Genomic DNA, 16,355 nt, shown 5'->3' with positions numbered 1-16,355 from the left:
CATTTCTATCCTAATGAGCCAAAATTTTTACTAATTTTTTTGGGAACTAGAATTTTGAAAGTAGCACGCGACTTAATAGTGCGAAGTTATAAGATCTAAAACTAAAGATTTATTCCTTTACATACCCCTAGAACACCTTCTGAAAAATATGCCATTATTCCAGCCATATAATTGGGAAAAGTTCGCTACCTCTCAGGAGCAATTTAGTTGCTTTCTGATGGGATCGACAAGCTTATTAACTCAATGTGCTGAACTTCTTTTAAATAATAAACATCAAATCTTGGGCATCATTTCCCCAGATAGAGCGATATGTCAGTGGGCTAATAAAAACAGCATACCTTATATTGACCCCCAAAACGATTGGAGGGCTTTTTTAAGTCAATTTTCTTTTGATTACTTGTTTAGCATTGCCAATTCTGTGAGATTACCACCAGAAATTTTAGCTTTCCCTCGCAAACTGGCTATTAACTACCATGATTCTCCATTGCCAAAATATGCTGGTATCAACGCTACATCCTGGGCTTTGATGAATCGAGAAAAAACCTATGCTGTCACGTGGCACGTGATGAGCGATCGATTTGACGAAGGAGATATTTTAAAGCAATTTAACGTCGAGATTGCTGAAAGTGATACGGTTTTTACTCTGGATGCCAAGTGCTATGAAGCTGCCATTTATTCATTTAGTGACTTAATAAACGAGCTATCTAAAGAGACAGTTAAACCCAGAAAACAAAACTTAGAAGAGCGAACCTACTTTTCGCGTTCCAAGACACCAATGGCGGGTTTTATATTCTCCTGGAACCGTTGCGCTTTGGATATAGATGCGTTCGTTCGCGCTTTGGACTTTGGCTCCTACCACAATCCGCTTGGCACCGCGAAGTTTGCCATCGAAAGTGACTTCATTATAGTATCTAAGCTTGAAGTTCTCGACTCGCCCTCAGAATTTTCTCCGGGAACGGTAACTACCATTGAGCCTGGTTTTATAAAAATTTCTACAGCTAGTTATGATATAGCGCTGCATCAGGTACTAACCGTTGAGGGTCACAACTTATCAATTTATGAATTGGTAGTCAAATTTGGATTACATGAAGGGTATCAGTTTAAAGACATTGCTCCAGAACTGGCGAAGAATATTGAGACGTTTGATAGCTCAATCAGCAAACACGAACCTTTTTGGGTACATAGGCTAACAACATTGCAGCCCATTAATGTTCCTTACGCCAAGTCCACTACATTGCAATTGAAAGCAAAGTGCTATGTAGATGTGAACGTTCCTTTATCGCCTAATGTTATAACTTTTTTGGAAGAGTATCACCCAGAATGGAACCGGGGCAACTTTGTGTTGGCTGTAATTGTCGCATATTTGGCTCGTCTTGGAGGAGTCGGCTGTTTTGATATAGGATTTAGAACTATAAACCTGCCACGTCAGTTAAACGGCATAGAGAATTTTTGGGCTTCCTATATCCCCTGCCGTATAAACATCAACTTAGACAATAATTTTCAAGCAGTTTTCGCTGCTGTGCAGGAGCAAGTGGAGTTAACGAAACGACGCCAGACTTATCCTCGTGATATTGCAGTCAGGTATCCAGAGCTGAAAAAAGCGCTATCTGGGTCGAGTCAACAACTTTTTCCAGTAGTCGTAGAGCAAGTAAAAAACTTGGCTGAGCGTGAAAAAAAGCCAAATAACGCTTTAAGACTGGCGGTTCCCGAAGATGGAAAAGAATGCTGTTGGAGCTATGACCCGGAGATATTTGATGAAAGCAGCATTGACAGGATGCTGCACCAATTTAAAACTTTTGTAGAAAGTCTTATCACTAATTTAGATGCAATCGCAGGCAATATTCAGCAATCGATTTCTGAATTGCCCTTGCTGACAGAAAAGGAGTGCCACCAGCTATTAGTCGAGTGGAATAACACTTGGGCTGAGTATCCCCAGGATAAGTGCATCCACGAGCTGTTTGAGGCGCAAGTTGAGCGATCGCCTGACGCCGTGGGAGTGGTCTTTGAAGGGGAGCAATTGACCTATCGAGAATTGAACGCGAGGGCAAACCAACTGGCACATTACCTGCGATCGCTGGGCGTGGGGCCAGAAGTGCTGGTAGGGATTTGTGTAGAACGTTCTCTGGAAATGATAATCGGTTTGTTGGGCATCCTCAAAGCTGGCGGTGCTTACGTTCCGCTAGACCCGAACTATCCGTCTGAGCGCTTGGCTTTCATGCTAGAAGATTCGTCGGTTCCAGTGCTGCTTACTCAAGAGAAACTACTGGAGAAACTTCCCCAAAATTCTGCGTGTGTTGTCTGCTTGGACTCTGACTGGCAAAAAATTGCTGTTCACAGCAAAGAAAACCCTTCCATCCCAGTGAAGCCAAAAAATCTGGCTTATGTTATCTACACATCAGGGTCTACAGGAAAACCCAAAGGCGTTTTAATCCAACATGAATCGCTAGTCAATTACACAACGGTTGCAACTGCTGAATATAGAATACAGAAGTGCGATCGCATTTTACAATTCTCCTCTATTAGTTTTGATGTCAGTGCCGAAGAAATTTATACCAGCCTAACTTCTGGTGCAACACTTATATTGCGTACCGATTCCATGCTGGACTCCGTTGAGGGATTTTTGCAAAAGTGCAAGAATTGGGAAATCACTGTCATGGCTTTGCCGACAGCCTACTGGTACGAACTGACCGCTTTCTTGAGTCAAAAAACGGTGGCATTACCCCCATCATTGCGCTTAATAATCATTGGCGGAGAAAAAGCACTGGTCGATCGACTGAAAACTTGGCTTGAGTGTGGGGAACAGCAAGTTCGTCTGGTGAATAATTACGGCCCGACAGAAACCACTGTGGGAGCAACGATATATGATTTATCGGTAGCGGACACGACATTGAAAGAGTTGCCGATCGGTCGTCCGCTTGGTAATGTCCAGACCTACATCTTAGATGGGAACAGACAGCCTGTACCCATTGGCGTTCCGGGTGAGTTGCACATCGGCGGCGCTGGTTTAGCACGGGGATACCTCAACCGTCCCGATTTGACCGATCAGCGGTTCATCCCCAACCCCTTTAGCAATGAACCGGGTGAACGTCTCTACAAAACTGGCGATTTGGCTCGTTATTTACCAGACGGCAACATTGAATTTATCGGTCGCATTGACAATCAGGTGAAAATTCGCGGTTTTCGCATTGAATTAGGCGAAATTGAAACGGCTATCTCTCAACATCCGTTAGTCAAAGAAGCAGTAGTCATCGCCACCGAAAATAACACAGGCAACAAACAAATAGTAGCTTATATTTCCCTCTCAACAGAAGTAACGCCCAACATTAGCGACCTGCGTCATTTCCTCAAACAGAAACTTCCAGACTACATGATACCAGCAGCATTCGTTATGCTGGATAACCTACCCCTAACCCCAACTGGTAAAGTAGACCGTCGCGCCCTACCCTCACCCGAATTACGACCAGACTTGGAACTCACTTTTGTCTCCCCTCGCACTCCTATCGAGGAGATACTAGCTAGTATCTGGGCTTGTGTCCTAGGTATTGAGCAAGTGGGCGTTCACGATAATTTCTTTGAACTCGGTGGACATTCCTTACTAGCGACTCAAGTTATATCGAGGGTGTGCGATACGATGTCCGTCGAATTACCATTACGCAGTTTGTTTGAAGCTCCCACGATTGCCGAATTCGCTTCGCGGGTTGAGATAGCGCTCAAAAACGGAAAATCTGTAGAAGCTCTGCCTCTTCTACCAATTCCAAGGTCAGAGTCCATCCCATTATCTTTCGCTCAAACGAGGTTGTGGTTCCTCGATCGATTACAGCCAGACAGTGCATTCTACAACATCCCGCTGGCGTTATGTCTTTTCGGTCAGCTCAATATAGCGGCGCTACAGAGTAGCATCAATGAAATTATCCAGCGGCATGAAGCGTTACGCACCAACTTTGCAATAGTAGGAGATCAACCCGTTCAAGTTATCGCCTCAACTCTTAGTTTTCAACTACAAGTTGTAAACTTATTGCACCTCTCTGAGAGCCAACGAGAAATTAAAGCGAAACGATTAGCTACGGTTGAAGTGAATCGACCTTTTAACCTGGAGCAAGAGCCTTTACTCCGAGGTACGGTGCTACAGCTAGGTGAAACAGAGTACCTCTTGCTGCTCACCATGCACCACATTATTTCTGATGGTTGGTCGCTGGGCGTATTTATAAGAGAACTAACAGAACTTTACCAAGCTTTCTGTACAGGAAAGCCTCCAGTTTTACCAGAGTTACCAGTACAATATGCCGACTTTGCCCTTTGGCAGCGGCAGTGGCTAACTGGAGAAATACTAGAAACCCAGCTTGACTACTGGAAGGAACAACTCAAGAACGCTCCGAATTTATTAGAATTGCCCACAGACCGACCGCGACCGGCTGTTCAAACCTTCCGGGGAGGATATTACCATGCAGTTCTTCCCCAGGAATTGAGCGCGGAACTTACCACGTTGAGTAAGCGAGCGGGAGTCACTATGTTTATGACGCTTTTGGCAGCCTTTGGGACATTGCTATACCGATACTCAGGGCAAGATGACATCGTAGTGGGGACGCCTGTAGCTGGTCGCAACCGACAGGAAATCGAACGACTAATCGGCTTTTTTGTCAACACCTTAGTGTTGCGTACTGACCTCAGCGATAACCCCACTTTTGAGCAGTTACTCAATCGAGTCCGGGAAGTCGCGCTGCAAGCTTACGCTAATCAAGATCTACCCTTCGAGCAGTTGGTAGAAGCATTACAACCAACGCGAGACTTAAGCTACACGCCTTTGTTTCAGGTGATGTTTGCTCTAGACAACGCTTTAGTGCCTTTTGTGGAACTACCTGATTTAACGGCAAGCTCATATTCACTAGAAATCGGCACAGCCAAGTTTGATTTGACCCTATCAATGGAGAATACTGTTGATGGATTGGTAGGAGTATGGGAATACAATGCTGACCTGTTTGATGAGGTCACTATCGCTCGGATAGCCGGACATTTCCAGACTTTACTGGAAGCGATCGCAGTCAATCCTATTCAACCAATTTCAGAATTGCCCCTACTGACACAACGAGAGCGCTACCAGCTATTAATTGAGTGGAATAATACAACGATTGACTATCCCCAGGATAAGTGTATCCATCAGTTATTTGAAGAGCAGGTGGCTCTAACACCTGATGCGGTAGCACTGGTATTTAAAGGGGAACAACTCACATATGGGGAATTAAACCGACGCGCCAACAAATTAGCTCACTACCTGCAAAGCTTGGGAGTTGGGCCAGAAGTTCTGGTGGGCATCTGCGTCGAGCGTTCCTTCGACATGATAGTAGGACTTTTAGGCATCCTCAAAGCAGGTGGTGCTTATGTCCCTATAGACCCCGCCTATCCAACTGATCGCATCGCTTATATGCTCGATGATTCACGACTGCCAGTTCTATTGACTCAGAAACAACTGGCCGCCTCTTTACCAGAACATCAAGCACGGGTAGTTTGCTTAGATTCTGATGGGCAAGAAATCTCTACTGTAAGTGGGCTTCCTCCCATCACTGACTTGACACCGGAGAACTTGGCTTATGTGATTTACACCTCTGGCTCAACCGGAAAGCCCAAAGGGGTTAAAGTTGCTCATCGAGGATTGTGCAATCTAGTTCAAACACAAATCAAGCTATTTGATGTCCAGCCAGATAGCCGGGTTCTCCAGTTTGCTTCCATTAGTTTTGACGCTTCTATATGGGAAATTATTATGGCTCTTTGTACGGGGGGGCACTTATATCTTGGAACCCAGGAAGAATTGCAACCGGGATCAGCATTGCTTCAGCTATTGCAAGAGCAAAAAATTACCCATGCTAACCTTGTGCCATCTGTGCTTGCGGCTTTGCCGGATGACGAGTTACCCGCTTTACAGAATATTGTCGTAGGAGGAGAGGAGTGTCCTTCTTTTTTGGTTGAGCGATGGGCAAAAGGACGGCGTTTTTTTAATCTCTACGGCCCAACTGAATCTACTGTCTGTGCTACTATTTCACAATGCTTTAAAGGTACAGGACTGCCCTCTATTGGACGACCGCTCGCCAATATCCAAATCTATATTCTCGATCGCCATAAACAACCCGTTCCCATCGGGGTTTCCGGAGAACTTCACATTGCTGGTTTAGGGTTAGCACGAGGCTACCTCAACCGTCCTGAGTTGACCCAAGAGAAATTTATTCCCAACCCTTTCAGCCATGAACTGGGTTCGCGGCTTTACAAAACAGGGGATTTGGCTCGCTACCTTCCAGACGGCAACATCGAGTACCTCGGTCGTATCGACAACCAAGTAAAAATTCGAGGCTTCCGCATAGAATTAGGCGAAATTGAAGCAATATTGAACCAGCATCCCGGTGTAAGAGAGACTACGGTTATTGCCAAAGATTTCGTTGCAGGTGATAAGCAATTAGTGGCTTATGTTGTTGCACAACAGGAAGGATCACCCACAATTACTGACCTGCGCGACTTCCTCAAACAAAAACTGCCCAATTACATGGTGCCGGGTGCTTTTGTTGTGCTGGAGGCACTACCACTAACACCGAATGGCAAAGTAGACCGCAAATTATTACCAGCACCAGACCTCAATAGTTTAATTCACAAAGGAGATTTTGTAGCTCCTCGGACTCCTACAGAAGAATTACTAGCGTCCATCTGGGCTATGGTTTTGGGAGTAGAGAAAGTGAGTATAAATGACAACTTTTTTGAATCAGGTGGGCATTCTTTACTGGCGACTCAACTGCTCTCAAAAGTGAGTCATACCTTTGGGCTGAATCTGCCTTTATCGAAGTTATTTGAAGCTCCAACCGCAGCCAGTTTTTCTAGCTACATTGAAGCAGTTTCTTGGGCAACTCAAAATATCGAAACGAGCAACACAACTATTAATAACCGAGAAGAGGTGGAATTTTGATGAATACAATTGAGTTTATTAATGATCTACGCAAGCTGGATATCAACTTATTTATGGAAGGCGAACGCCTGCGTTGCAACGCTCCTGAAGGGACACTCACCCCTGCTCTCAAGTCAGAAATTAATGAGCGTAAATCTGAAATTATCTCCTTTTTGCACCAAGCCAATAATCAGAAAAATGCCAGTGCGATCGCTCCTATATCCAGAACAGAAAACACCACCTTTCCTCTTTCTTTTGCCCAACAGCGTCTTTGGTTCCTAAACCAGTTACAGCCGAACAGCGCGTTCTATAATATTCCTCTTGGCTTGCATTTTAGCGGTCAACTCAATATTGCGGCTTTAGAGTCAAGCTTGCAATTACTCATCAATCGCCATGAAATCTTACGCACTAACTTTATTGCTGTAGACGGAGAACCCGTCCAGGCGATCGCTGCCACTAGAGACTTTACGCTACCAGTCGTGGATTTTCGTCCTCTGCCAGCAAGTGAACGAGAGATTGAATATGAGAAATTAGCTTCTCAGTCAGTAATGTACGTGTTTAATCTCGCCCAAGAGCCTCTACTCCGAGCACAGTTAGTTCAGCTTACCCCAACAGAAAATGTTCTACTGTTAACAGTTCACCACATTATCTTTGATGGTTGGTCTGTTAATATCTTTGTTCAAGAGTTAACCACAATTTACTCAGCTTTAGTTGAGCATCATGCACCAACTCTGCCTGAAATCTACCTTCAGTATGTAGACTTTGCTGTGTGGCAACGGCAGTGGTTACAGGAAGAAGTTTTACAGTCTCAACTCGCTTACTGGCAGCAAAAACTAGCAGGAATGCCAGCGTTGTTAGAATTACCAGCCGACCGTCCCCGACCTACTGTACAATCCTTTCGCGGAGAAACTCAAGTTTTTAAGATTGAGCAAGATATCAGTGAAGCACTCGTAAGTTTGAGTCAGCAGCAGGGGGTCACGCTCTTTATGTTGCTCCTCACAGCGTTTAAAGTATTGCTCTATCGCTACACCAACCAGTCCGATATTGTTGTTGGCACTCCAGTGGCGAACCGCCAGCACTCTCAAATCCAAGGACTGATTGGATTTTTTGTGAATAATTTAGTGCTACGCACTAATTTATCAGGCAATCCTACCTTTCTGCAATTATTAAAACAAGTTAGAGGAGTAGTGCTAGAAGCCTACGATCATCAACACTTACCTTTTGAGAAGTTAGTAGAAGCATTACACCCAGAACGTAACTTAAGCTGTACCCCATTGTTTCAAGTAGCTTTGGTTCTGGAACATGAACCCACATCTGCTGTTATTCTTAAAGATTTAACAATTAATCTATCTGAACCTGGAGAAAATCATACGGCTAAATTGGATTTAAGCTTATCGTTGTATAAAACTGAACAGGGTTTAACAGGGGCATTTGAATATAGTACAGACCTCTTTAATGCCACGACCATTGCCCGCATGATAGAGCATTGGCAAACGCTGTTAGCAGGTATTGTAGCGAATCCCGAACAAAGGCTATCAGATTTACCCCTTTTGACGGCGATTGAGCAACACAAGTTATTAGTGGAGTGGAATCAGACTGAACAAGATTACTCTCAGAATCTATGTATTCATCAAGTATTTGAAGAGCAGGTAGAACAAACACCAAATGCAGTAGCAGTAATCTTTAAAGAGGAGCAACTAACCTACCGAGAACTGAACGCCAGGGCTAACCGATTAGCACGCCATTTACAAACGCTGGGTGTAGGGCCAGAAGTTTTGGTGGGCATCTGCATGGAGCGTTCCCTAGAGATGATAGTAGGACTGTTGGGCATTCTCAAAGCGGGTGGTGCTTACGTGCCCATAGACCCAGCCTATCCCTCCGAACGCATTGCCTATATGCTAGATGATTCGCAGCTACCAGTTCTGTTAACTCAACAAAAACTGGTCGCCTCGTTCCCAGAACATCAAGCACGGGTAGTCTGCTTGGATTCTGATTGGCAAGAAATCTCTGCGATGCCCGAACTTTCTCTCATCACTGGTGTAACGCCCGATAACTTGGCTTATGTCATTTACACCTCTGGTTCAACAGGAAAGCCTAAAGGGGTTCTAATTCCCCACTCTGGTTTGCTAAATCTAGTTTTTTGGCATCAACACGCCTTTGAAGTAACATCATCAGACCGAGCTACCCAGCTAGCCGGAACCGCATTTGATGCTTCCGTGTGGGAAGTGTGGCCTTATTTAGCATTGGGAGCGAGTATCTATTTAATCAAGCCAGAGATTCTTCTCTCTCCAGAAAAGCTCCGCGACTGGGTGGTGGACAAACAGATAACAATTACTTTTGTCCCCACCCCGATAGCAGAAAAGCTGTTGTCTGTGCAATGGTCGAAAGATGTAGCTTTGCGGATCATGCTCACGGGTGGGGATAAGCTTCATCAGTATCCATCAGCTTCAATTCCCTTCAAGGTAGTCAATAACTACGGACCAACCGAGAACACTGTGGTCACGACTTCTGGCTTAGTTGTCTGCGATAGCACAGATAATACGTTGCCTCATATTGGTCGTCCGATTGATAACACTCAAGTTTATATTCTCGATCGTTATCTCCAACCAGTTCCTATTGGTGTTGCTGGAGAAGTGCATATTGCCAGCGTTGGGTTAGCAAGAGGATATCTCAATCGACCTGATTTGACGGCTGAAAAATTCATCTTCAATCCCTTCAGCAATCAACCCTCTTCTCGCCTCTACAAAACAGGCGACCTAGCCCGTTATCTACCAGACGGCAACATCGAATATCTTAGCCGCATTGACAACCAAGTAAAAATCCGAGGTTTCCGCATCGAACTCGGTGAAATTGAGGCTGTACTGGCAAACCATCCGAACGTGCGCTCAGTGACAGTCATTGACCGAGAAGATGCACCTGGAGACAAGCGCCTCGTAGCTTATCTAGTCTCTAGCCTTATTCCCGACCGCATCCCTTATCACAGTGAATGCCAACTAGAACTAAACGGTAACGCCATCACAATCCACACACAGGATATCTCCACTGGTGGCGTTGGTTTGGTAGGGGTGCTAGCTATCGAGCGAGGTAAGAGCGTCCGCGTGCATATGCAACTACCTGGAGAGAGCGAACCGCGCTGGCTTTCTGGGACAGTAGTTTGGTCGCGTCCACCACAGGCGGGGATTCGCTTTCATCTTACACCCAGCGAACAGGCTCAAATTGACCAAAGCGTAGATTATCAGTTGGACACTCAAGACTTGTGGAAAACTTTGCAGCGCACTGTAACTCGCAACCTGCGCCACTACCTGAAACAAAAGCTACCTGATTACATGATACCGAGCGCGTTTGTGCTGATGAAAGCGCTGCCGCTGACACCCAACGGCAAAATAGATACAAAAGCTTTACCCAAACCCTATTCAGCACATCAACAACTAGCCACCAACTTCGTCGCACCCCGCACTGAAGCCGAACAAACACTAGCCCAAATTTGGTGCGAAGTCCTCCACCTTCAACAAGTCAGTATCCACGACAACTTCTTTGAAGTTGGCGGAGACTCTATTCTCAGCATTCAAATTATTTCACGAGCCAATATTGCTGGACTCCAACTCACTCCCAAACAAATATTCCAACATCAAACTATTGCTGAATTAGCCGCTGTAGCAACTCCAACAGAAACCAATAAAGCAGAACAAGGTCTAATAACCGGGTCATTACCACTCACACCTATCCAACATTGGTTCTTTGCTCAAAATCTTCCAGAATCTCACCACTGGAACCAAACTTTTCTGCTAGAAGTCCCAGCAACCTTCAAGCCCAATCTATTACAGCAAGCCGTACAACAATTATTACTCCATCACGATGCTTTGCGCTTGCGCTTTACTGAATCTGAACAAGGTTGGCAACAATTTAACGCCCTACCGGATGAAATTGTACCCTTCTCCCTCATAGATTTGTCTGTACTGCCAGAAACTACCCAAACAGAAACAATTGAAACTATCTCAGCCCAACTCCAAGCCAGCTTGAACCTCGCCACTGGGCCAATAGTGCGAGTGGCACTTTTCCATCTAGGAAATAGTAAACCTTCCCGCTTATTGCTAGTTATCCATCACTTAGCAGTAGATGGAGTTTCCTGGCGAATTTTACTTGACGATTTACAGACAGCTTATCAACAACTCGAAACCGGAAAACCAATTCAAATTCCTGCCAAAACCACCTCTTTTAAAGAATTGTCTGAAAAACTAACCGAATATGCCAATTCGCCAACTGCCAGAAAAGAAGTAACTTATTGGTCAAACCTTTCCGCCTCAAAGATTACCCCTTTACCAGTAGACTATATAAGAGGAACCAACACAAAAGCATCAGCCCGTAATGTATCTGTATCCCTGAACAAGGAAGAAACTCGCGCCTTACTCCAAGAGGTTCCCAAAGCTTACCGCACTCAAATCAACGACATATTGCTCACCGCATTAGTGGAAGTATTAACTAATTGGACTCAATCTAACTCAGTTCTTATTAACCTTGAAGGTCACGGACGAGAAGAAATTTTGCCAGATGTAGACTTATCCCGTACAGTTGGTTGGTTTACTACTATCTTCCCCGTACTGCTAAAATTAGAAGTCACTAACAATTTAGGAGATGCTATCAGATCTATCAAAGAACAAATTCGTGCCATACCTAATCGAGGTATTGGCTATGGTTTGTTGCGCTATCTGAGCGACGATAGAGAAATTATTTCTTCCTTAAAAACACTACCAATTTCCGAAGTTGGCTTCAACTATCTAGGGCAATTCGACTGGGGGATATCATCTGAGCGTCTATTTAAATTAGCTTCTGAATCAATAGGCCCAGAACACAGCCAACTGGGACATCGCATTCATCTAATAGATATTAACGGTATCGTAGTAGAAGGTCAGTTAAACGTAGATTGGAGTTACAGTGAAAACTTTCACAAAAGTGCCACAATTGAAAGGTTAGCCCAACAATATATAGAAGCACTAAAAACCCTGATTGTACATTGTCAATCTCCTGATGTTGGAGGATACACACCTTCTGACTTCCCCTTAGCAAAATTAGACCAACAACAACTAGATAACTTATTGCTACAGTATCCAGCTCTAGAGGATATCTATCCTCTCTCACCCATGCAGAACCTATTCTACGCTCTGGGCGTGTTTGAGTCAGAGGTAGGTTTCGAGCAGGGGTACTGTACTCTTCACGGTAATCTTAATATATCGGCTTTCCAACAAGCTTGGCAGCAAGCGATCGCCCGCAACCCCATCTTACGTACCGCTTTTGTCTCAGAAGAGCTTGAAAAAGCACTACAAATTGTACTAAACCGAGTCAATTTACCTTGGGAGCAACTAGATTGGCGGGGACTTTCTTCGGACTCTCAGCAGGTGCAACTAGATAATCTTATTCAAGCACAGCGACAGCAAGGATTTGATTTATCATCAGCGCCACTAATGCGTGTGACTCTAATTCGGCTAGATGAAGATGTTTACGAATTAATCTGGTGCTTCCAGCATTTAATATTAGATGGGTGGTCTTGGCCTTTACTTTGGAAAGAAGTGTTACTTTTGTATAAAGCGTTAGATGCCGATCAAGAATTCCATTTAAAGAGCAGTCGTCCGTATCGAGATTATATAGCTTGGTTACAAGAACAAGACCAAGTAGCAGCAGAAATATTTTGGCGGCAAATGCTGGCTGGGATAACCAAACCAAATTCTTTAATAGTAGGTGATTCTGTTAACCAAGAGTCAGACTACGCACAACTGGAAATTCAGCTATCACCAGAAGTTACGCAAGAACTTGAGACGTTAGCGCGCAAGCAGCAATTAACATTGGGTACGATCGTACAAGGAGCTTGGGCGTTAGTGGTAAGTCGGTATAGCGGTGATGAAGATGTAATCTTTGGAACTGCTGTATCGGGTCGTCCTGCTAACTTGTCAGGAGTTGAATCAATGGTGGGGATGTTTATTAATAACCTACCAGTGAAAGTGATGGTGAATGGGGAGAGATTGCTTTTATCCTGGTTACAGGAATTCCAAGATAAGTTAGTCCAGTTGCGTCAGTACGAGCATACACCTCTAGTACAGATTCAGCAGTGGAGTGAGATACCGGGATATCAGCGTTTGTTTGAGAGTTTAGTGGTATTTCAGAACTATCGGACGGATGTTTTGGAACACCAGGATATTACTGGTATAAAGATTGGTAATGTTGGTGGGTCTTTGAAAACCAATTACCCGCTAACGGTAATGGTAGTGCCTTCTCAGGAATTGTCTCTAATTTTTGCATACGATCGTCATTGCTTTGATGAAGCCAGAATCACTCAGATGCAAAGGGATATGCAAACTGTGCTAGAAAGTATGGTGGCATTGAATGAGTTATCGCTTCAAGAATTCCTCAATATTTTGCCATTACGGTCCAATAGTAGGGTAAATCGCCCGGCAGTGACACCTGAACAGAAACGTTCTCAGCTAAAAAGTGCATTCGTAGCACCTAGAGATGCTATGGAATTACAGTTATCACAAATTTGGTCGGCGGTTTTTGGCATTCATCCAATAGGAGTGAATGATAACTTTTTTGATTTGGGAGGAAATTCTTTACTGGCAACTCAAGTTATCTCGCGCACTCAAGAAGCTTTTGAAATACAACTTTCTCTGCGTCATCTATTTGAAGCACCTACTATCGCTTTTCTGGCACAGGTGATACATACTGTACGTTTTGCACCTTCGCAGTCACAATCGGAGACTTTACAACCTCTTGTAGCTATTGAGCATGAGCCATACATACCGATGTCCTTTGCACAAGAGTATATGTGGTTATCACAGCAGTCTCGCCCCCATAGTTGCGCTTACAATGCGTCTTTGGCTTTACGTTTTAATGGCGAGCTTTCTCCAGAGATGTTAGAGAAAAGTATCAATAAAATTATCCGCCGTCACGAAATTATGCGGACTACATTTCCTGTCGTGGAGGGTCAACCTGTCCAGGCGATCGCCCCTGAATTGACTCTACCCTTAAAAATAGTGGACTTACAAAACATACCTTTGGCCAAGCGAGAAACTGAAGCTCTTCATTTTTCTCAACAAGAGATGAACTACCACTTTGACCTAGCTAATGGCCCGTTGATTAAGACCACCTTGGTGCGGTTGTCTTCACAAGAGCATTGGCTACTAATGCCGATGCACCATATCATTACGGATGGCTGGTCAATCGGTCTCTTTGTGGAAGAGTTAGAAACACTTTATACCGCTTTCTCAAAAGGTTTACCTTCACCTCTTTCTGAAATGCCGTTGCAGTACGCTGACTTTACTCTCTGGCAGCGGCAGCGGTTTAATGAAGAAGCCTTGGCTCGGCAGCTTAATTATTGGTTGCAAAAACTGGCTGCTCCTTTACAAACGCAAGAATACCTGCCGGATCGAGAACCAAAGCCCAATTCTAACAGCGGTCGCGCCTCTTCCTACTCTCTAGTCTTGAGAGAAAATATTGTCGCATCTCTCGAAGACTTAAGCCGCTCCCACAGCGTTACTATCTCCACCATCATCATTGCAGCGCTGAAGCTCCTCTTGTTCAAATATCACGAGCAAAGCGAAATTATGATAGTGGCGACCATTGGCAATCGCAGCACTCCAGAAATTGAAAAGATGCTCGGTTGCTTTATCAATGATGTGATATTACGATCGCAGCTTGACGACGAACAAACAGGAGCCGCTCTTTTAGAGCAGGTTAAACAAACTCTCAATGAAGCGATAGCCAACAAGGAGATTCCTTTACAACAAGTCATTGAAGCTGTCAAAAGCCAAAGAAAACTTGCCCTCTCAGCGAGCGTTACAATAGTTCCTCCTGTAGAGAGTCCTGACGGGAGGTTTGTATCTGAAATTGCATTAGGTTCAGACAAAGACCAACTGTGGGATGAGGAAATTCCCCTAGAACTTTATATTTCTTCATCTTCGGAGAAATCTAAAAGCATGGAAATTTATGTTCTTTACAGCACAGATTTGTTTGGCAGCGAAACTATCGAGCGGATGTTTAACTGCTATCAGAAAGTCCTGCAAAAGCTGGCTGAGTCACCACAAATGAAGATTGCGGAATTTGAGGTTTTTCAAGAAAAAAATCGAGAAGGTGTCGAATGACAAAATCCCTTGCATTCCGTCAAATGCGCGTTTTTCTTCTTGTCTGGTTTGGGCAACTGGTATCCCTCATCGGGTCGGGTCTGACGAGCTTTGCACTGGGAGTGTGGGTGTACCAGCGTACAGGTTCAGTGACCCAATTCTCTCTGATTTTGCTATCGGCTATGCTGCCCAGTATCCTGATTTCTCCGGTAGCGGGTGCCTTCGTTGACCGATGGAACCGGCGGTGGTGCATGATTCTATCTGACTCCGGCGCGGGGATAACTACAGTGGCGATGGCTCTATTACTCACCACCGGAAACCTTGAAATTTGGGACATCTACCTCGCCGTCAGCCTCAGTTCCGTCTGCAAAGCGTTTCAGTTACCTGCTTACACTGCATCCACCGCTTTGCTTGTTCCAAAAGAACAGCTTCCTCGCGCCAGCGGCATGGTTCAGTCAGGACAAGCGTGCGCCCAACTAATCTCGCCCTTGCTGGCAGGAATCTTGCTAGGAATTATTCAACTTGAAGGTGTTATTTTAATGGATTTTGCCACCTTCCTGTTTGCCCTCACCACCCTATTGTTCGTTCGCTTTCCTGACGCTAAAACTGCTGCCGTTCCAGTTGATGGAAAAGCGTCTCTCTGGCGCGAAGCAGTTGAAGGTTGTACTTATATTTTTGTTCGCCCCGGACTTTTAGCGCTACTAATTATATTCGCCCTCAATAACTTTGTTCTAGGAATGATTGAGGTTTTATTCACGCCATTGGTACTTTCCTTTACTTCTGTCACCGTTCTCGGAACTATTCAATCCATCGGCGGTGCGGGGATGCTGCTGGGTAGTGTAGTTATGAGTATTTGGGGAGGTCCCAGAATTTTAATTCGTGGCGTATTTGGTTTTGCGTTTCTCAGTCAACTGTGCATTTTAGCATTGGGATTACGCGCCGATGCCGCCCTTTTTGCTCTGGCTTTCTTCTTGTTTTTCTTCAGCTTACCTTTCATCAATGGCTGGTGCGATGCCATCTTACTCCGAAAAGTGGCTCCCGATATTCAAGGCCGAGTCTTTGCCACAATTAATATGATTTGTTTCTCGTGCATCCCCCTCGCCTATGTTGTGGCTGGCCCTCTAGCCGAACGAATCTTTGAACCTCTAATGGCGACTGATGGTTTATTAGCTGGAAGCATCGGTCAAATCATTGGCGTGGGGCCGGGCCGCGGTATTGGCTTGCTATTTATTACGATGGAAATTCTAGCTATAGGGGTGACAGTTGCCGTTTACCGATATCCGCGCTTGCGGTTTGTGGAATCTGAACTGCCCGATGCAATTTAG

3 protein-coding genes are annotated in these 16,355 nt (G+C 44.7%); all 3 read left to right on the top strand.

From position 1 onward, the window contains the following. Window positions 1-148: 148 nt before the first annotated feature. From QUA56_RS16620 to QUA56_RS16610, 3 genes are read left to right on the top strand one after another with little or no spacing between them, the layout of a single operon-like run. Window positions 149-6,943, top strand: a complete 6,795-nt coding sequence (locus tag QUA56_RS16620) for an amino acid adenylation domain-containing protein (protein ID WP_445242917.1) — start codon at window positions 149-151, stop codon at window positions 6,941-6,943. After that, window positions 6,943-15,051 carry an amino acid adenylation domain-containing protein gene (locus tag QUA56_RS16615; protein WP_333359450.1) on the top strand — a complete coding sequence of 2,703 codons (8,109 nt, stop codon included), beginning with the start codon at window positions 6,943-6,945 and terminating at the stop codon, window positions 15,049-15,051. The genes QUA56_RS16620 and QUA56_RS16615 overlap by 1 nt, the downstream gene beginning before the upstream one ends. Beyond that, the gene (locus QUA56_RS16610) at window positions 15,048-16,355 is read left to right on the top strand and encodes an MFS transporter (RefSeq protein ID WP_333359448.1); all 1,308 of its coding nucleotides are present in this window, start codon (window positions 15,048-15,050) and stop codon (window positions 16,353-16,355) included. Before QUA56_RS16615 ends, QUA56_RS16610 begins: the two co-directional genes overlap by 4 nt.

The sequence above is a fragment of the Microcoleus sp. N3A4 genome (assembly GCF_036701805.1).
In the GTDB taxonomy this organism is placed as follows: Bacteria; Cyanobacteriota; Cyanobacteriia; order Cyanobacteriales; family Microcoleaceae; genus Microcoleus.
This window is presented reverse-complemented; position numbering and strand designations above follow the sequence as displayed.